We start from the raw sequence: 18,316 nt of genomic DNA, 5'->3' as shown, positions 1-18,316 counted from the left end.
CCTGAATATAACCAGAGGTGAAGACATGAAACAGCAACTGATCTATACCGCTTTATTTACCTTTGCTCTCGCCGCAGCGGCGCCTGTGGCTATTGCCGACGGTGACCATGATAAGGACCGGGATGCCATGCAGGATCAGAGACAGGATTCTGGCGCTTACAACGCCACGGGTGCCGATCCTGATGCGCCACCCACTGATACCGACAATCCGGCTGGCCCTGGCACTGGTGGTAGCGGCACTGGTACTGGTACCGGCGGTGGTGCCGGCTCGGGTACCAGTGGTGGTGCTGGCAGTACTGGCGCTGGTACTGGTGGTGCTGGTTCCGGTGGTGCAAGCGGTGCTGGGGCGGGCGCTGGTGGTTAACCGCAACAGTGCAGCGGAGGCCGGGCTTGTCTCGGCCTTTTTTGTGTTTGGCCCGACGAAAGGCGCATATCCGCTGATGGAATTCCAGTCCTGAACTAGACTGAAAGCGAACCAGTGGAACGAGAGGGCTATGAGGCTGCGGATATGGATTGCGACAGGTGTTATCTCGCTGATGCTGATCTGCATCGCAGGCTTTGAATTCCGTTATGCCTGGTTGCAATCAAAATGGATCAGCGATTACGCCAGCCGGCTGCATTATCAGATCGGCGAGGGCGAGAGTGACGCAATCCGGTTTCCGGACGCAGGGCCTTTCAATGAGCGCCTTGGGTATAGCGCCATTCCCAAACTGCAACCACAACTGCAGCAGCAAGGCTACGGGGTCAGTCGTCAGGCACGTTTTTCCAGTGAACTGATCGATTATGCAGAACATGGGTTGTTTCTGCCTTATCGGGAGAAAACTCAGGCCGGACTGCAGATATTCGATTATCGTGGTCAGCCCATATATCAGTTCGCCTATCCGCGTTTTCATTTCAACAAGTATGAAGATATTCCGCCGCTGCTGGTGGAAACCTTGTTGTTCATCGAGAATCGGCATCTGTTGGACCCGACGCTGGAGCACGCCAACCCGGCGGTGGACTGGCCTCGCCTGGCCAGCGCATCCGTGGCTATGGTGGTCGGTTCGCTGGGCGGCAGTGGCCCCAGCCACGGCGCCAGTACCCTCGCAACTCAGATAGAAAAATACCGGCACTCTTTCGAAGGGCGTACCCAGACGCCGATGGATAAATTACGGCAGATGGCATCAGCCAGTGTGCGTGCCTATAGCACCGGCCCGCAGACGCTCGAGGTACGCCGGCAGTTGGTATTGGATTATCTCAACAGCGTGCCACTGACGGCGGCCCCCGGCCATGGTGAAGTGCATGGCTTCGGTGATGCGCTGTGGGTCTGGTTTGCCGAGGATATCGACCGTTTCCGCGCCGGGCTCAATGGTGAACGGGGGCTGCCCGCTCAGGCTGTGGCCCTGCGCCAGGCGCTGTCCTTGATCATTGCGCAGCGCCGGCCCAGTTGGTACCTGTTGGATGGGCGCGCCGAGTTGGCGGAGCTGGTTGATAGCCATATTCGGTTACTGGCCAGCGATCGGCGCATCGACGACGAATTGGCCGAGGCGGGATTGATCGGAGTGGTGTCGTTTCGTGATTGGCAGACTCAGCCGCTGCATGAGCAGATCGAGGTGAACAAGGCCGTGCGGGTTACCCGCAACCAGCTGGCATCCATGCTCGGCCGCTCGCTCTATGAACTGGACCGGCTCGATATGAGTGCCAGCAGCAGTCTGGATGCAGGACTGCAACGGGCCGTGAGCGAGTTCCTTCAGGGCCTGGCAGACGAAGACACCGCCCGTGAGGTCGGGCTGTTGGGGGACACCTTGCTATCTGGCAAGCAGGCTGCGGAGATACGTTACAGCTTCACTCTGATGGAGCGAACCGCGACCGGTAACCAGGTCCGTGTACAAACGGATACCACCGGCCTGCCGTTCGACCTCAACCAAGGTAGCAAGTTGGAATTGGGGTCTACCGCGAAGCTGCGGGTGCTGACCAGTTATCTTGAAATAATCGCCGAACTGCATGATGCGCTGGCTGATGCGGACGCCGACACTTTACGTACAGCCAGGTCCGAGGCAAGTGATCCGCTTACCCGCTGGGCGGCGGGTTATCTGAGCGCCAACCCGGGAGCGGACCTGCCTGCGTTGCTCGACGCTGCGTTGCAACGGCGTTACTCCGCCTCGCCCTGGGAGGGTTTTGCCACCGGCGGAGGCGTGCAGCACTTTGAAAACTTCCGCAAGGAAGATAATCGACGCCGGCCGACAGTGCAGCAAGCGCTGCAGGAATCCATCAATCTGCCCTTCGTACGACTGCTGCGTGATGTGGTTCGATATTCATTGCATGACAGCGTGGAAGATGCCGATAGCCTGCTCAGCAACGACCGTGATCCACGCCGCGAAGCCTGGCTGCAGACATTCGCCGACCGTGAGGGTCGGGTCTATCTTCAACGCTTCTGGCGACGTTATGCGGGTATGGACGAGCAGCAGCGGTTTGAGCAGTTGATGGACCAAGTGCAACCTATTGCCGCGCGCTTGTCGGTGGTATATCGCAATCTTTATCCGCAGGCAGACTTTGAAACCTTCAGTACATTCCTGGTGAAGCGGGTGCGGGTACCGCAAAAACCGGAGCGCATCGAACGGCTATATGAAGCCTATCGCCCGGGTAAATACAATCTGACGGATCAGGGTTATATTGCGCAGATCCATCCGCTGGAACTATGGTTGCTGGGTTATCTCAAGCGCAACCCGCAGGCGACGCTGAATGAGGTGTTGTCCGCCAGTGCGGTTGAGCGTCAGGAGGTCTACGCCTGGTTGTTCCGCACCCGCCATACCAGCGCGAGAAACGTCAGAATCCGCACCATGCTGGAGCGTGAGGCGTTTGATTCCCTGCATCAGCGGTGGCAGCGGGTTGGCTATCCCTTTCCCCATCTGGTGCCCTCGCTGGGCACGGCCCTGGGCAGCTCCGGCGATCGACCGAGCGCACTGGCTGAGCTGATGGGCATCATTCTCAATGAGGGGCGACGGCTGGAGGTGCGACGCATCAATAACCTGCACTTCGCCGCTGCCACTCCCTGGGAAACCCGCTTCGAGCCGCTGTCACTTGATGCAAAGCAGGTATTGCATCCCGAGGTGGCGACAGCGCTGCGCAACGCACTTTCGGCTGTCGTGCTTGACGGAACGGGGCGACGCCTGCAGGGGGTATTCATGACCGCCGATGGTGAGCCGCTGGCGGTAGGCGGAAAAACCGGCACCGGTGACAATCGAATTCATACCATGGCGGCCGGTGGCAGGGTTATTTCCAGTGAGGTCATGAACCGCACGGGGGGGTGTCATAAATTTTGTGTTTGGGCATAACATGTTGCAGCAGAGGATGCATGTATGCCGACCAAGAAGAAGCCGGGGCGTGAAACCCCGCGAGACCTACCAGCAATTCCCAAAGAGCTGATTGATCAGTTCGTCAATGGCCCGATGAGCGCTGAAGCCATTCAGGATGCCTCGATGGCGTTCAAGAAGGCGTTGATCGAGCGGGCCCTTGGTGCCGAGCTAGGGCATCACCTTGGCTACCCTGAAGGTGCTGAGCGCCCAGAGGGGGCGAGCAACCAGCGTAACGGCCGGAGCGGCAAGACAGTGCTCACCGATGATGGCCCGCTGCGTCTGGACATCCCCCGAGACCGCGACGGCAGCTTTGCCCCGATCCTGATTCCCAAGCATGAGCGCCGCTTTACCGGCTTTGACGACAAGATCATTGCCATGTATGCCCGAGGCATGACGGTTCGTGAAATCCGAGCCTTCCTGGCCGAGCAGTACGGAACCGATGTTTCTCATGACTTCATCAGTTCGGTTACCGATGCCGTATTGGAAGAGATTAGCGCTTGGCAGCAACGCCCCTTGGAGCCAATGTACCCGGTCATCTTTTTCGATGCCTTGAGGGTCAAAATTCGGGACGAGGGCCTGGTTCGCAATAAGGCCGTTTACCTAGCGCTTGGGGTGTTACCGGACGGTACACGGGATATTCTGGGCATCTGGATCGAAACGACGGAGGGCGCCAAATTCTGGATGAAGGTGTTCAACGATCTGAAGACCCGAGGCGTAGAAGATATATTGATCGCCGTGACTGACGGCCTGAAGGGCATACCTGAAGCCCTGAGTGCGGTGTTCCCGGATACCACCTTGCAGACCTGCATTGTACATCTGATCCGCAACAGCCTTGATTATGCAGGCTGGGACAAGCGCAGAGAGCTGGCCAAAGCTCTCAAGCCCATCTATCAGGCGCTCAACGCCGAGGTCGCAGCGCAGGCTTTGGACGCGTTTGAAGCTGGGCCATGGGGTAAGCAGTACCCGACGGTCACAGCAGCCTGGCGGCGTGCGTGGGATAGGGTCATTCCGTTCTTTGTGTTCCCGCCCGCCATACGAAAGGTGATCTATACGACCAATGCGATTGAAAGCATCAACGCTCAGTTGCGTAAGATCATTAAAACCCGGGGCCACTTCCCAACGGATGAGGCCGCGACGAAGTTGATCTGGTTGGCGCTACGTAATATCACTGCCAACTGGGGTAACGCGGCACATGACTGGAAAGCCGCTATGAATCAGTTCGCGATCCTATACGAAGATCGCTTCACCAGGCCGACCTGGTAAGTGAGGGCCTACCTGATGGCAGGCCATTAACGGCCCGAACACAAAAAATCTGACAGTCCCACGCACGGCAACCTTCGTTTTCTTTCTCGGTCCGAACCACTTCGGGACGTTGACCGCATTCGTACCCGGCGCCGACGCCGCGAAGTTCCACTTCACTTCAGCACTTCCCGCACAAGTCCTGAAAAGCATGGCGCCCGTGCTGACACCCTATCTCATCACACCAGCTACGGCACTAGCTCAGCACCATGACTGACATAGGTACTTATATAAAAATAACTTTATCACTTCTCAATTATTATTAAATTGTCTATCGCTATGCCGGTGGGCAGAATAGCTGGCCCTTCTTATCTCAATTGGTAAAATCCGGTTTCTGATGTGCTCTTCTGGCCGTCACCTACTGCCGGCAGGAGCATGACGATGTCTGGTCGTTTACTGACCCTATCCCGACGTTTATTCGGTTGGTTGCCGCGTACTATTCAGACCCGCCCAGGGGAGTGGCTGCGTGCCGCGACTGGCGTGGGCGTGGCGGTGGCCTGCACTTTCTGGCTATCAGATCTGCTGTATGGCAACAACACGGCGATGATTCTTTTGGGTCCGGCAGGCGCCTCGGCGGTACTCTTGTTCGTGGTCTCGTCCGGGGCGCTGGCCCAGCCCTGGCCAGTGCTGGGCAGTTATCTGCTGGCGGGCGTAATCGGTATCGCAGCGCTCCACCTCCCTCTGCCACCGTTGCCTCTCAGTTGGCTGCTTGTGGGTGCGGTTGCCAGCGTAGTGTTGGGTATGTCTTTGCTGCGTTGTCTACATCCCCCGGCCTGCGCCCTGGTGCTGGTCGTCGTGCTTGCCGGTGATCTGTTGAGGCCGTTGGGAGGTTGGCTGCTGTTGCCGGTCATGCTCAATGCATGTTGTCTGCTGTTCTGCGCCACGCTGTACAACAACCTGACCGGCGTGCGCTATCCGAAGCAGATGCCAAGAGCCGACCTGCACCATACCCGCGATATTCTGCCCGGTCAGCGAGTGGGTTTCACTGAGGAGGATCTGGATCGGGCGCTGGATCAATTCGGTTCTTTTGTCGATATTACCCGTCACGATCTGGAGCAGATCATTCGTGATACCGAGAGCTCTGCGCTCCGACGCAAGATGGGCGATATCCGCGCCGAACAGATCATGTCCCGAGACATCCGCACTGTTGGACCGGACACCACGGTGATGCAGGCAATCCGAATTTTCCGTCACCACCATGTGAAAACCCTGCCGGTGGTAGACAGCGAAGGTGTGGTGCAGGGCATCACCAGTCTGGGCGATCTGCTGGCGCAACTGGATCTGCCGATGGGGAGAATGCTGCCCACGCGAATCAACCTGTGGCGTGATCAGCCGCTGCACAAGGTCATGACCACACCGGTGGTCACCGTAGATGGACAAACGCACGTGGTGGACATGATTCCGCTGATGTCGAACCAGGGATTGCATTGCCTGCCGGTGCTGGATAACGGGCAACTGGTTGGGCTGGTGACTCAGACTGATGTGATAGCGGCGCTGCACCGCGATCTGGTCAGCCATCTGGCCTGATCGGGTATGCGGCTGTTCAGATCATCGGGTCCCAGCGCTGGGACCAGTCCTGCGGGGTACGCGCCAGTTCGCGCAGCAACGTCAAGGCCTGATTGAGTACCGCTGATTCGCGCTGGCGCGAATACACCAGATAGGTGGGAAAGCTGAACTCCGGTGCCATGTGTACCGCCTCAAGCAATCCATTATCCAGATAGCTCTGTACCACGCGGCTGCGAAAATAGCCTGACCCGCCGGCCTCCAGTATGTACTGCAAGGCCAGCGGACCAAGATTGAAACTGACCGAGGCGCGGGCCTTGTCGGGCAGGGCGGCATCATGCTGGCGTCGGAAGTTCTCGCCCCAATCGATATACACATAAGGCTCCCGCTGACCGGGCAGGCAGACCTGAATCAGTTTTTCTTCCAGCAGCTCTTCGACCTGCAGGCCAGGTAGATACTCCGGCTGATAAACCAGCGCGGCATCCAGCGAACCCTGTTCGACGCGTTGCATCAAGGTGCCGCTGTCACCGATCTCGGCGCGAATGGAGTGTTCCCGAATCTCCCGACGCAGCGCCCGCACCCAGTCCAGAATCAGCGGCGTGCACAAACTGGCCTCACCACCCACATGCAGCACATCGCTGAAACCCTTGAGCAGCGGCAGATCACGTTGGGCATTGTCCCAGGCCTGAATCATCTGCGTGGCATGGGTAATGAACGCCTCGCCATCAGCCGTCAGCCGGGCACCGGAGCGGTTGCGGATGAACAGCGTGCAATTCAACTGATTTTCCAGGCTCTGGATGCGCGAGGTGATGGCGGCCTGGGTGACATGCAGCCGATCAGCCGCCGCGACAAAGCTGCCGCAACGAACGATCTCCAGAAAGGTGCGGGCCAGGCTGATATCCATATGAACAATTCTCAGGGAGGAAAGGGGCATTCTAGCAAGACGGGGGAGGGTGAGCTCTATATTGTCTGGAGCGCTCTCCGCGCCTATGGGCGTAAGGTCAGCGCCCAACTGTTCGATCTCCGCCTGGCTGAGCCCTTGGGCTGCTGCGCCAGCGGTCGCCAGGCTGAATGCCAGACCATGGGGCGCCTGCAGGGACCGCTGGATTGATCAGACAGGCAGGTTCTTTACAAAGTAGAGTAATTGCTCTATACAGTCAATAAAGGCGATTCTTGCTGAGAACAACAACGACAAACGGGATTGCATGCCATGTTCAGATTTCCGCTCCTGGCCCGATTGCTGGGTACTCTGGCGCTACTGGTGCCGTTATCCGGCGAGGCTGACCCCCGCCCCAATATACTGTTGATCGTCGCTGACGATATGGGGTTTTCCGATCCCGGCGCTTATGGCGGTGAGATCAGTACGCCGAACATCGATGAGCTGGCCGCCGAAGGGCTGCAGTTCAGCAACTTCAATGTGGCCGCGACCTGTTCTCCAACCCGTGCGATGCTGCTGACCGGCGTCACCAGTCACAAGGTCGGCATGGGCAATATGAAAGAGATCATGGCTGACAACCAGAAGGGCCAGCCTGGCTACGAAACTTGGCTCAACGACCAGGCCGTGACTTTTCCGGCTTTGCTGCAGGATGCTGGCTACCGTACCTATATGGCCGGTAAATGGCACCTGGGCAGTCGCCCGGAAAGTTTGCCCAACGCCCGCGGGTTCGACCGCTCGGTGGCGTTGCTGGAGAGCGGGGCTGACAACTGGGAGGCCAAGCATTATCTGCCTGCCGGCACCGCGACCTGGGTCGAGGATGGCCAACCCATCAAGTTGCCGGAGGATTTCTATTCGTCGTCCTTTGATGCCGACAAGCTGATCGAGTATCTGGGCAGTGAGCCGGACAGCGATCAGCCATTCTTCGCCTACCTGGCATTCCAGGCGGTGCATGCCCCGCACCAAGCGCCGGAATCCTATGTCGAGCAGTATGCCGAGGCGTATCAGGAGGGCTGGGATATCATCCGCCAGCGCCGCTATGAACGGTTGACCGAGCTGGGGCTGCTGCCGGCCACGGCAGAGTCGGTGGTCAGCGGCGATTGGGGCACCTTCTACGATACCCCGACCATCGACTGGGCCAGCCTCAGCGATGAAGAGCGCGCCTACCGCGCCCGGCAGATGGCGGTGTACGCGGGCATGGCACAGGCCATGGATGAGAATATCGGGCGGGTTATCGACCACCTCAAGGCCAGTGGCGAGTATGACAACACGTTGGTGATCTTCATGAGCGACAACGGCGCCGAGTCTACGGTATTGACCGATATCGCGCCGCTGTTCTATCGCCTGCGCTACGATCAGGACCAGACCGATCTGGGCCGCCCCGGCAGTTGGAGCGAATACGGCCCCGGCTGGGCCTATGCGTCCAACTCGCCGTTCTATTCCTACAAGGGTTCTCCATTCAATGGCGGGCTGCGGGTGCCCATGATCATGCGTTTGCCGGGTGTGATCGAGCCGGGCTCGCGCACCGCCGCCTTTGGTTATGTGACCGATATCGCGCCGACGCTGCTGGAACTGGCCAGTACGCCGGCGCCGGATGGCGAGTATCAGGAGCGCCAGGTGCATCGCATCATGGGTACCAGCATGGCGCCGCTGCTGCGTGGCGAGCGCGAGCGTATCCATGCTGAGGATGAGGTGATCGTCTATGAGCTGGCCGGCGGTATGGCCATCTGGCAAGGCGACTACAAGCTGGTGGTATCGAACTCGAGCGCCATCGCTACGCGGTCCGGCAAGCTGCTGTTCAATATGCGCGAGGATCCATTGGAACGCGATGACCTGGCGGCGCAGCAACCCGAGCGTGTCGCCGAGCTGGTGCAGGCCTATCACGACTTCGTCGCCGAGCACGGGCTGGTCGAAGTGCCGAAGGATTACAACGCCTGGCAGCAACTGAACAGCAATGCCCGAGAACAGTTTCTTGCCCGCCACGGCGCCCAATTGCTAGTGGGTGTTGTCATTCTGATCTTGCTGATCGGTTGGGCGCTGTTCGCCTGGTTCAGACGCCGCCGGTAGCGATCAGTGTCGGTGAATGGTTCTCAGCAGGTGATGTCCTCCAAGGGTACATAGAGCCGGTTGCACAGGGAGGTGACCGCCTCCCGATAGGCCGGCACCACATAGCCTTCCTCCAGCACCAGTATTTGATAGATACCCCGGCGCAGCAGCTGCTCGCTCAGGCTCAGTTGCGCGCCCTGGGTGGTGGTCAGAAACTGCATCCATGAACTCAGCACAATCCACACATTGATGCTCAGAGTTTCCGCCTGTTGTGCGTTGAGCTGCAGAATCCCCGCCTCGGCAAATGCCAGATAGATTTTCTGGGTGTTGCACAGACTGCGCTGGGAAAACTGCCGATAGCGGCCCGCCAACTCGGGGTCGGATTCGAGTAGATATTCCAGTCCCTGATGCATGAAACGATACTGCCAGAGGATATCCAGCAGGCTTTCCAGGTAGCGGGCCTTGTCTTCAAGATTGACAGCGGCCTGTTCGGGCAGAGTAAAGAAGACCTCCATCTTCCCTTCGAACTCGGTGAACAGCTCAGCCACTATCGTGGGTTTGTTACGGAAGTGGTAATAGAGATTGCCGGGTGAAATGCCCAAGTGACTGGCGATGTGATTGGTGGTGATGTTGCGCTCGCCCTGGGTGTTGAACAGCTCCAGGCTTGCTTGCAGGATACGCTCTCGGGTGCTTGGCTTTGCAGCCATAGGTTGATCTCTCACTGTCTTGCTGACCCCTTTTCCGCTTCTCCGCTTAGTCGCTGACCGGCTCGATCAGCGCAAAGTCTGGGGTGAAATCATCCATCAGGCTCATCAGTTGGAGAAACGCCTGCGGATTGCCGGTGATGCTGATCTCGCCAGACTTGATGGCGGCGGGGAAGCTGTTTTGCTGGGTCAGGATAGCATCCAGCGTGGCTCGGGTCATGGTGATGCCGGCATCGGCCTGCTCGGCCTGGCGCTCGGGCAGCCAGGTCAGCGTGGCGTTCTGCAGATTGACGCGGAACCGCTCCCGGGTGTCAGTGAAGTGCCAGTTGAGCACCAGATGCTTGCCTGCGGCCTTGGGGCCATTCAGCCGCACGCCCAATAGATCGAAGAACATCCCGGTATCCAGCGCTTGCAGCAGGTCGGTAGCGACGGCGCCGGCGGCGCGCTCGCTTGTGCTGCTGCGCAGCTCCATGGCACCGGATAGATAAACGTTGCGCCACGGGCCGGACTCGGCCTGATAACCGAGCTGCTCCAGCGCAGCGGCATTCAGTTCCCGGGCGGTCTGGTTGTCCGGCTCGGCAAACACCGCCTGGCTCATGACCGAGGCTACCCAGCGGTATTCGCCTTGCTCGAAGTCCTGCCGGGCGCGGCCGATCACCTGATCGATACCGCCCATGTACTCCATGCTTTTGCGCGCTGCCTTCTGGGCTGATAAAGGGTTGAGGCTGGCGGGGTTGGCATCGTACCAACCCAAATATTTCTGGTAGATGGCGCGGGCGTTGTGCCGCAGCGTGCCGTAGTAGTCGCGGGCGTTCCATTGGCTGGCGAGGCTGTCGGGTAACTGGATACGCTCGGCGATCTCGTCCGCGCGATAGCCCTTGTTCATCAAGCGCACGCTCTGATCATGGATGTACTTGTACAAGTCCCGTTGCGCGCTTAGAAAATGCCTGGCTTCATCCTGGCTCCAGACCGGCCAGTGATGCTGGGCAATCAGGATATCGGTACGCGGGCCGTACTGTTCCAGCACCTCGTCGATATAACGCGACCAGCGGTTGGCATCACGTACCTCTGCGCCCCGCAAGGTGTAGATATTGTGCAACTGGTGCGAAGTGACCTCCGCGGTATTCAGCACCCGGCTGGCCGGGAAATACAGCATGAATTCGGACTGCGCCTCGCTGCCCTGGGCCAGTTGAAAGTTGATCTCCACGCCGTCGATGGTCTGCGGACCATTGCTGGAGATGATGTCGGTGGGCGGAATCAGCGTCAGTGCGCCGATGCTCAACGCTTTGCCCAGGCCATTGTCGATATGCCCGGTGGGGCCGGCCGGCAGACCGGTGCCATACATATACATGGCGCGGCGGGTCATGGCATTGCCGGCGATCACGTTCTCGCTTATCGCGTGCTCCATGAAGCCTTCGGGAGCATAGATGCGCACCCGCTGCTTGCGTATATCCTCGTCGCTGACGATACCGCGCACGCCGGCAAAGTGGTCCACATGGTTATGGGTGTAGATCACCGCGACCACCGGCTTGTCCGGGCGATGCTGCAGATAAAGGTCCAGCGCGGCCCGGGCGGTGGTCGGGGTGAGCAGCGGGTCGATGATGATCAGGCCAGTCTTGCCCTCGACCACTGTCATATTGGCCAGATCCATGCCGCGGATCTGGTAGATCCCTTCGGTCACTTCGAACAGGCCGTGGATATTGTTGAGCTGAGCCTGACGCCACAGACTGGGGTTGGCGGTATCCGGCGCTGGCTGCTGATCGAGAAAATCATAGGCCGCTCGGTTCCAGGCCGTGCTGCCATCGGGGTTGAGCAGCGGCTCATTGTCAGCAGCGGCGATAAACCCGCGGCGGGCATCCTCGAAGGCCTGGCGTTCGCTGAAATCCAGTTGCTTCAGCACCTCGGCATTGGCCTGAATGGTTGCCGGTTCCGCGGGCTGGCTGTCAGCCGTGGCGGGGTAGGGCAGCCACAGAGTGGCGGCCAATAATGCGGTCAGACAGAAGGTCTTGTTCATTTTGTGTGCTCCGGTATGAGGTAGGGGGCTTATGCCAGCCGCTCGGCCAGCAGGCTCGACAGTCGGGCGGTGATCCCATAAATAGACAGCTGCGGGTTGGCGCCGATACTGGTGGGAAACAGCGAGCCGTCATGGATCGACAGGTTTTCCAATTGATGATGCCGGCCCAGGCTGTCGGTGACCGCCCGGCTGGCATCGTCGCCCATGGCGCAGCCGCCCATCACATGGGCGCTGCCCAGGCGGGTCTTGAAGCGGCGCAGATCAAGGTTGTCGATCATCTCTCGCGCCTCGGCCATAGTCCGTGCCGGACGGGCATCGTTATGTATTGGTGTGACCGCACGGGCGCCAGCGGCAAATTGGATGTCGGCCATGCTCAGATAGGTGCGACGCACTCCATCCCAGGTGTAATCGGTCAATTGGTAGTCCAGTACCGGGGAGCCGCCGCTGCGCAATTGGACAGTGCCCTCGGCACTGTCCGGGTGAAAGCCGTCGCGCAGCAGGGCGATCATCATGTTGCTGTTGGGCAGTTGCTGCATCAGCTCGCTGTTGGCCACACCGGTGCCACCCAGTACCGTGGCGCTGAAGCCCGGCTGCAGGGGCGGCACTTCCAGCTTGTAACCCATCGCCCCGGCGGCGCCGTCCTGCCATTGGAAGTGGTCGGAATAAACCGATTGCGGTGCGCCATAGAAGGGATTGATCGGCTGCTCGAACTGCGCCCAGGAAAAGCTGGTGAGGTGCAGAAAGGTGCGCTTGCCGACCCGTTTGTGGGGGTCAGGCACCTTCGAGCGCAGCAGCAACCCGGGGGTATTAATGCTGCCGCCGGCGAGAATGTAATGCCGGGCGCGAATCTGGATGCGCCGACCGGTCGGCGCCACGCAACGCTCGTCCATGGCCGCACATTCGAGACCGATCACCCGGTCACCATCCAGTTGAAGCCGCTCGGCCCGGGCCAGGTAAATCAGCTCGCCGCCCTGATCCAGTACTGCCGGAATGCTGGTGACCAGCATCGATTGCTTGGCATTGGTCGGACAGCCCAGCCCGCAGTAGCCGAGATTCCAGCAGCCGCGCACGTTACGCGGGATCGGCTGCCAATGCAGCCCCAACACATCGCAGCCGCGGCGCAGTACATCATTGTTGCCATTGGGCGGCATGGTCCAGGGGCTGATGCCCAGGCGCTCTTCCAGCCGGGCAAACCAGGGCGCCAGCTCATCGCTGCTGTGACCGCGCACCCCATGCTCGCTGGCCCAATGTGCCAGGGTTGGTTCTGGCGTGCGGAAACAGGAAGTCCAATTGACCAGAGTTGTGCCGCCCACGGCGCGGCCCTGCAAGATGGTGATGGCGCCATCCTTGGACATGCGCCCCAGTCCCTCCTGATAGAGGGCAGGGTAGGCTTCATCTTCCTGCATCTTGAAATCGCTGCTGGTGAACAGCCCGCCTTCCTCTATCAGCAATACCTTGAAGCCAGCGGCGCTGAGTACCTCAGCGCTGGTGGCACCGCCGGCACCGCTGCCGACGATGGCGATGTCGGCTTCCAGGGTCAAGTCCTGCTCCAGCTGTGAGGCATTGGTTACTTGCCAATCGCGCTTGAGCCCTTCGGCGAACAGATCCGGAATCGGCATGATATATCTCCCTGTTCAGATACGCGGTGGGCCTGGGTAGCCGCATTGCGGCCAGGACGCGGGACTGCTATAGCAGGACAGCAAAATGAGATTGGTCAGCGCGCTCTGGCCCTGTTGCAACAGGGCGAACGAGCTGTTCTCCCAGCGTTTGAGAAAGGCTTGTACTGACTCGTCACTGGCATTTTCCCAAGGACCCCAGATACCCGTCGCCGGGCCGCGGGTTACGCTCAGCGTGAGCAGGTCGAACAGTTGCAGGACCTGACGGTTCAAGCTGGGGGACAGCCGGTTCAGGTTGTTATCCAGCGCTAGCAATACACCTTCTACCCCTTCGGCCCTTCGCGCTGCCGGTAACGCTTCGGCCAGAACCGTCTGAATGACCCGGCGCAGCATGGGCAGATCGTCCTCCCGCAATTGCTGAAAGCCGGGTGCCGAGCTGCCCGCAGCACAGCCGGAGAGACTGGCGATACCGCCAGCGGTAGCCAGCACAGCCGTGCCGAACAGACCCAGTTTGAGGAGTTGCCGGCGATTCAGGCCGGGCGCATTTGCGATGATATTGGTCATTGTTATTGTTATCTCATTATTGGCCGGTCAGCGAATCAGTAGCCTGCGGGCGAGTTTCTGCAGCCTGGTGCCATAGGGTGGATAAAGCACCCGGGTGGCATTGAAGCGCGGCTTGCGCAATATCGCCTTGGCCTTGCTGAAGGTCAGAAAGCCCTCATGGCCGTGATAATGGCCCATACCGGAGGGCCCGATGCCGCCAAAGGGCAGATCGCATACCGCCACGTGCAGCAGGGTTTCGTTCAAGCCCACTCCGCCGGAGTGAGTCTGAGTCACCACGTGCTGTTGCTGGTCACGGTCGTAACCGAAATAGTAGAGCGCCAGTGGCCGGGGGCGAGCATTGATATAGGCGATGGCATCATCGATCTGCCGGTAGGGCACTATAGGCAGCAGCGGGCCGAAGATTTCGTCCTGCATCACCAGCATGTCATCGGTCACATCCAGCAAGAGCGTAGGCGGCAGACGCCGCTCCTGAGCTTCGTCGAACAGCGGCAGCAAACGTGCCCCCTTGGCTCGGGCGTCCTCCAGATAGCTGTTCAATCGGGCCTGCTGGCGCGGATTGATGATGCTGGTGTAGTCGGGGTTGTCGACGAGCTGCGGATAGAACCTGCCGATTACCTGACGATAGGCAGTGACGAACGCCTCCACGCGCGCTTCCGGAACCAGTACGTAATCTGGCGCCACACAGGTCTGCCCGGCGTTCATGGTCTTGCCGAAGGCGATGCGTTCGGCGGCATCGTCCAGTGGCACCGTCTGCGAGACGATGGCGGGGGACTTGCCGCCCAGTTCCAACGTCACCGGCGTCAGGTTGTCCGCGGCGGCACGCAGAATATGCCGGGCAATGCTGGTGGCGCCAGTGAAGAGCAAATGATCGAAGGGCAGACGGGAAAAAGCCGCACCCACATCAGCCTCACCCAGCACCACAGCCACCTGATCCTCGGGAAACGCCTGGGCGAGTAATTCCTTGACCCGTTGTGAGGTGGCCTGTGTGGCTTCGCTCATCTTGATCATCACCCGGTTGCCCGCCGCCAGCGCACCGATCAGCGGGCCCATGGCGAGAAAGATTGGATAGTTCCACGGCACTATCACCCCCACCACGCCCAGCGGCTGGTAGACCACCTGTGCTGAACCCGGCTGAAAGGCGATGCCCAGCGGCCGTCGGGAGGGCTTCATCCAGCGGCGCAGATGTTTGCAGGTATGGTCGATGGATTGCAGGGTAGGGAGTATTTCGGCAAACAGGGTCTCGTCGCGTGAGCGGTTGCCGAAGTCTTGGTTCACAGCCTGGACCAGCGACTCTTGTTCGCTCACCAACACGGAGCGCAGGCGTTTCAGCCAGGTGAGACGAATATCCAGCGATGGCATGGGCTCGGCCTGAAAGGCGCCACGCTGACAGCTCAGTAAAAAAGCCAGATGCTCGCTGGTCTCGCTCTGGGAAGGGCTACTGTCCATCCAAGGAAGCTCCGGGCAATGTTTAGAGTAATTAATCTAATGCTTGTAGAGCAATTGCGGAGTGGGGTCAAGGGCGCGGCGTCTGACTGATGAGTGGCCGCCAGGCTTTTGTCCGATCTGAAGCGGATGCCGGAAGGTATCCGCGATGGTATTGGGCGGAGGATGACCGTTCTGAAGTTTGATACGTTGCGAGCTTGCACTTTGCAAAAGGACAGCGGTCAAACGAAGTGGGACAGGAATCCCAAATGCAAAAATGCCCCGGATGGGTGAGCATCCGAGGCATTTTCTATATTGGTTGCGGGGGCAGGATTTGAACCTACGACCTTCGGGTTATGAGCCCGACGAGCTACCAGACTGCTCCACCCCGCGTCTGTGGCGGCCATTCTACTCATTCTCGGGAGGCTGTCAAGCGATTGATGCGAAAAGAATTTTTTGCGTAGGGGATCACATGGAAAAACGCACTTTAATCAGGACGGTGTAATGTCTTTGTGCCATGATTGAGGTGCTCCAGCCAGGGGTGGCCTGGGCTATCCGTAGCGGTAGTCAACATGCTATACGGCGTATGAACAAGCAAGGAATGTCCATGAACAATTCCACGAAACAATACAAGCTCACTGCGCTGGGTGAGTTCGCTGATTCCGCGGTCGAGCACGCCTATCGTGTGCACATGCAACCTTTGTCGGCACGTCATCTGCGAGTTGCGTTGATCGTATGGGGCAGCTTGATATTACTGTTCGGTGTGCTGGACTTGCAGAGCCTGGGTTGGTCTCGAGATTTCTACATCCTGCTTGTTTGTCGAGTATTACAGGCAACTCTGCTGTTCGCCTTCGCTTTCATGCTGAAAAGAAGACCGGAGCTGATATCCAGCGGTCGTGTGACCACCGCGCTGGAAATCATCGGCTTTGTCCTGTTTATGCCTATCTATTTTCTGCGTCCGGATATCGCTACCTTTACCATAGGCGTCATCGGTCTGATGTTGCTGGCGATGTTCCTGTTCGTGCCCAATCGTTTGGTACTGACGCTGCTGGCCGCAGTGGCAGGTGTGGTGTTGGCCCTGGTCTGTATCGCGATGAATGGGCGGAGTGTCGATGTGCTTATCGGCGCCTTCTTTGTGCTGGCGTTACCGGTCGTTACAGGCTTTTTTACTTCGCAGCAGCTGCATATAGTGCAGCGCAGGCAGTATGCGATGTTCAATCAGGCTAACAAGGCAAACCGCGAGCTGGAACAGGAAATGGAGCGCCGCAAGTTGCTGGAGCAGGAGCTCAAGCGCCAGGCAACCACCGACCCTCTGACGGGATTGTTCAACCGCCGTCAGTACGAGATGCTGTTCCGCCGCGAGCGTGAGCGCTGCCGGCGGCAGGGCACCAGTATCTGTCTGGCCATGGCTGATCTGGATTCTTTCAAATCACTGAACGATGAGCTTGGCCATGACGCTGGCGATATCGCGCTGAAGCATATTGCCGATCTGTTCACCGCCCAGCTGCGTGAAGGCGATGTGGTCGGGCGTTTTGGTGGCGAAGAGTTCATCATCTTGCTGCCTGATACCGGGGCAACCGAGGCCGAACGGGTTATCGAGCGGCTGAGAACGCGACTGGAAACCTCGCCGGTCATGCTCAAGGGAGAACCCCGAACCATCACCGCGACCTTTTCTGTATCTGCTGTGTGGGATGGCGAGACAGATATAGTCGAGACCTTGCGTCGTGTGGATGAAGGGCTGTACAGCGGCAAACGGGCCGGGCGTAATCGGGTAGTGGTAGTCTGATGTACACTATCCGGCCAACCCCGCCGGAAGAGCCCTTTTGCGCAAGATCATTCACATCGACTGCGATTGTTTCTATGCCGCTATCGAGATGCGTGATGACCCGCGTCTGCGCAACCGGCCGCTGGCAGTCGGCGGTGACCCCGGCAAGCGCGGCGTTATTGCTACCTGTAACTACGAGGCGCGCACCTATGGCGTGCATTCGGCCATGGCTTCGGCCTATGCGAAGAAACTCTGCCCCGATTTGTTGATCGTGCCCGGCCGGATGCAGGTCTACAGGGAAGTCTCCGTGGCCATTCAGGCCATATTCCATGAGTACACGCCGCTGGTGCAGCCATTGTCGCTGGATGAGGCATTTCTCGATGTCACCGACAGCACGGCATGCCGTGGTAGCGCGACGCTGATCGCTCAGGAAATCCGCCGCCGCGTGCAGGAAACCCAAAGCATCACAGTGTCGGCCGGCGTGGCACCGAGCAAATTTCTGGCGAAGATTGCCAGTGATTGGAACAAACCCGATGGGCTGAAAGTGATTCTCCCTGAGGAGGTTGACGAGTTCGTGCTGGCGCTGCCGGTCAATCGCCTGCATGGCGTAGGCAAGGTGACTGCGGCGCGTCTGCACAAGCATGGTGTGGATACCTGTGCCGAGCTGCGTCAGTGGCGCAAGCAGGATCTGGCCCGGGAATTCGGCAGTTTCGGTGAGCGCTTGTGGGAATTGGCGCGAGGAGTTGACGAGCGCCCGGTGGTGGTTGACCGAGCGCGCCAGTCAGTCAGTGTGGAAAACACCTACGACCGCGACCTGCCGGACCTGCAGGCTTGCCTCGATGCCTTGCCACCGCTGCTGGACAAACTGGCCCAGCGTCTGGGCCGGCTCGAAGGCCAATATCGAATCAGCAAGCCCTTCGTCAAACTCAAGTTCCACGACTTTACCCAGACCACATTGGAGCAGGCCGGTGCGCCGATCACGCCCCAGGGGTTTCAGACCTTGTGCAGCCAGGCCTTTACCCGCGGTGAGCGCCCGGTGCGGCTGATCGGCGTGGGCGTGCGGCTGGACAACGCACACAGCCCGCTGGGTGAGCAGCTTCTGTTGTTCTGATGG

14 protein-coding genes, 1 tRNA gene and 1 pseudogene are annotated in these 18,316 nt (G+C 59.3%); 9 read left to right on the top strand and 7 right to left on the bottom strand.

The window, feature by feature from the left end; all coding sequences use genetic code 11:
- The first annotated feature begins 182 nt into the window (after nt 1-182).
- The 5 genes and pseudogenes from BLU11_RS19290 to BLU11_RS11900 all read left to right on the top strand — a co-directional run bounded on the left by BLU11_RS19290 (nt 183) and on the right by BLU11_RS11900 (nt 6,161).
- Nucleotides 183-458, top strand: coding sequence for a hypothetical protein (locus BLU11_RS19290; protein WP_157718672.1), 276 nt, complete (start codon nt 183-185; stop codon nt 456-458).
- Nucleotides 459-536: 78 nt separating this feature from the next.
- On the top strand, nt 537-3,314 hold the full coding sequence (locus tag BLU11_RS11910; RefSeq protein WP_157718671.1) for a transglycosylase domain-containing protein: 2,778 nt from the start codon (nt 537-539) through the stop codon (nt 3,312-3,314).
- A gap of 24 nt (nt 3,315-3,338) precedes the next feature.
- Nucleotides 3,339-4,598: an IS256 family transposase gene (locus BLU11_RS11905; RefSeq protein WP_090271862.1), complete on the top strand. Its 1,260-nt coding sequence runs from the start codon at nt 3,339-3,341 to the stop codon at nt 4,596-4,598.
- Nucleotides 4,599-4,659: 61 nt separating this feature from the next.
- Nucleotides 4,660-4,851, top strand: a pseudogene (locus tag BLU11_RS19820) (hypothetical protein); the annotation flags it as partial.
- Between the two features lie 164 nt (nt 4,852-5,015).
- Nucleotides 5,016-6,161 (top strand): HPP family protein, encoded by a 1,146-nt coding sequence (locus BLU11_RS11900; RefSeq protein WP_090273605.1) that lies wholly within the window; start codon nt 5,016-5,018, stop codon nt 6,159-6,161.
- A gap of 16 nt (nt 6,162-6,177) precedes the next feature.
- On the opposite strand, the gene BLU11_RS11895 is transcribed toward BLU11_RS11900, so the two are convergent.
- Nucleotides 6,178-7,041: a LysR family transcriptional regulator gene (locus tag BLU11_RS11895; RefSeq protein ID WP_090273604.1), complete on the bottom strand. Its 864-nt coding sequence runs from the start codon at nt 7,039-7,041 to the stop codon at nt 6,178-6,180.
- Between BLU11_RS11895 and BLU11_RS11890 the strand changes: the two genes are divergently transcribed.
- Both BLU11_RS11890 and BLU11_RS11885 read left to right on the top strand, forming a co-directional pair.
- Nucleotides 7,042-7,248, top strand: coding sequence for a hypothetical protein (locus tag BLU11_RS11890; protein ID WP_090273602.1), 207 nt, complete (start codon nt 7,042-7,044; stop codon nt 7,246-7,248).
- Between the two features lie 99 nt (nt 7,249-7,347).
- A complete protein-coding gene (locus BLU11_RS11885; protein WP_090273601.1) occupies nt 7,348-9,138 on the top strand; it encodes an arylsulfatase in 1,791 nt (596 codons plus the stop codon).
- A 23-nt stretch (nt 9,139-9,161) separates the two neighbouring features.
- Here BLU11_RS11885 and BLU11_RS11880 read toward each other — a convergent pair whose 3' ends face one another.
- The 6 genes from BLU11_RS11880 to BLU11_RS11855 form a co-directional block, all read right to left on the bottom strand.
- Nucleotides 9,162-9,824, bottom strand: a complete 663-nt coding sequence (locus tag BLU11_RS11880; protein ID WP_090273600.1) for a TetR/AcrR family transcriptional regulator — start codon at nt 9,822-9,824, stop codon at nt 9,162-9,164.
- Between the two features lie 46 nt (nt 9,825-9,870).
- Nucleotides 9,871-11,835, bottom strand: coding sequence for an alkyl/aryl-sulfatase (locus BLU11_RS11875; RefSeq protein WP_090273598.1), 1,965 nt, complete (start codon nt 11,833-11,835; stop codon nt 9,871-9,873).
- A gap of 29 nt (nt 11,836-11,864) precedes the next feature.
- The gene (locus BLU11_RS11870; protein ID WP_090273597.1) at nt 11,865-13,454 is read right to left on the bottom strand and encodes a GMC family oxidoreductase; all 1,590 of its coding nucleotides are present in this window, start codon (nt 13,452-13,454) and stop codon (nt 11,865-11,867) included.
- 15 nt (nt 13,455-13,469) lie between these two features.
- Nucleotides 13,470-14,015, bottom strand: a complete 546-nt coding sequence (locus BLU11_RS11865) for a twin-arginine translocation pathway signal protein (protein ID WP_090273595.1) — start codon at nt 14,013-14,015, stop codon at nt 13,470-13,472.
- 27 nt (nt 14,016-14,042) lie between these two features.
- Nucleotides 14,043-15,461, bottom strand: a complete 1,419-nt coding sequence (locus BLU11_RS11860) for a coniferyl aldehyde dehydrogenase (RefSeq protein ID WP_090273593.1) — start codon at nt 15,459-15,461, stop codon at nt 14,043-14,045.
- Nucleotides 15,462-15,753: 292 nt separating this feature from the next.
- Nucleotides 15,754-15,830, bottom strand: a tRNA-Met gene (locus tag BLU11_RS11855).
- Nucleotides 15,831-16,044: 214 nt separating this feature from the next.
- On the opposite strand from BLU11_RS11855, the gene BLU11_RS11850 reads away from it, so the two are divergent.
- Nucleotides 16,045-17,223, top strand: coding sequence for a GGDEF domain-containing protein (locus BLU11_RS11850; RefSeq protein ID WP_157718670.1), 1,179 nt, complete (start codon nt 16,045-16,047; stop codon nt 17,221-17,223).
- A gap of 37 nt (nt 17,224-17,260) precedes the next feature.
- Nucleotides 17,261-18,313 carry a DNA polymerase IV gene (dinB, locus tag BLU11_RS11845; RefSeq protein WP_090273590.1) on the top strand — a complete coding sequence of 351 codons (1,053 nt, stop codon included), beginning with the start codon at nt 17,261-17,263 and terminating at the stop codon, nt 18,311-18,313.
- Nucleotides 18,314-18,316: the final 3 nt, after the last annotated feature.

Source organism: Halopseudomonas litoralis (assembly GCF_900105005.1).
Classification (GTDB): domain Bacteria; phylum Pseudomonadota; class Gammaproteobacteria; order Pseudomonadales; family Pseudomonadaceae; genus Halopseudomonas; species Halopseudomonas litoralis.
This window is presented reverse-complemented; position numbering and strand designations above follow the sequence as displayed.

What these genes read in the sequence shown, in the direction of transcription:
- BLU11_RS11885 (WP_090273601.1), top strand. Translation starts at nt 7,348, where the DNA reads ATGTTCAGATTTCCGCTCCTGGCCCGATTGCTGGGTACTCTGGCGCTA.
- BLU11_RS11900 (WP_090273605.1), top strand. Translation starts at nt 5,016, where the DNA reads ATGTCTGGTCGTTTACTGACCCTATCCCGACGTTTATTCGGTTGGTTG.
- BLU11_RS11910 (WP_157718671.1), top strand. Translation starts at nt 537, where the DNA reads ATGCTGATCTGCATCGCAGGCTTTGAATTCCGTTATGCCTGGTTGCAA.
- BLU11_RS11850 (WP_157718670.1), top strand. Translation starts at nt 16,045, where the DNA reads ATGAACAATTCCACGAAACAATACAAGCTCACTGCGCTGGGTGAGTTC.
- BLU11_RS11895 (WP_090273604.1), bottom strand. Translation starts at nt 7,041, where the DNA reads ATGGATATCAGCCTGGCCCGCACCTTTCTGGAGATCGTTCGTTGCGGC.
- BLU11_RS11860 (WP_090273593.1), bottom strand. Translation starts at nt 15,461, where the DNA reads ATGGACAGTAGCCCTTCCCAGAGCGAGACCAGCGAGCATCTGGCTTTT.
- BLU11_RS11875 (WP_090273598.1), bottom strand. Translation starts at nt 11,835, where the DNA reads ATGAACAAGACCTTCTGTCTGACCGCATTATTGGCCGCCACTCTGTGG.
- BLU11_RS11865 (WP_090273595.1), bottom strand. Translation starts at nt 14,015, where the DNA reads ATGACCAATATCATCGCAAATGCGCCCGGCCTGAATCGCCGGCAACTC.
- BLU11_RS11905 (WP_090271862.1), top strand. Translation starts at nt 3,339, where the DNA reads ATGCCGACCAAGAAGAAGCCGGGGCGTGAAACCCCGCGAGACCTACCA.
- BLU11_RS19290 (WP_157718672.1), top strand. Translation starts at nt 183, where the DNA reads ATGCGCCACCCACTGATACCGACAATCCGGCTGGCCCTGGCACTGGTG.
- BLU11_RS11880 (WP_090273600.1), bottom strand. Translation starts at nt 9,824, where the DNA reads ATGGCTGCAAAGCCAAGCACCCGAGAGCGTATCCTGCAAGCAAGCCTG.
- BLU11_RS11890 (WP_090273602.1), top strand. Translation starts at nt 7,042, where the DNA reads ATGAACAATTCTCAGGGAGGAAAGGGGCATTCTAGCAAGACGGGGGAG.
- BLU11_RS11870 (WP_090273597.1), bottom strand. Translation starts at nt 13,454, where the DNA reads ATGCCGATTCCGGATCTGTTCGCCGAAGGGCTCAAGCGCGATTGGCAA.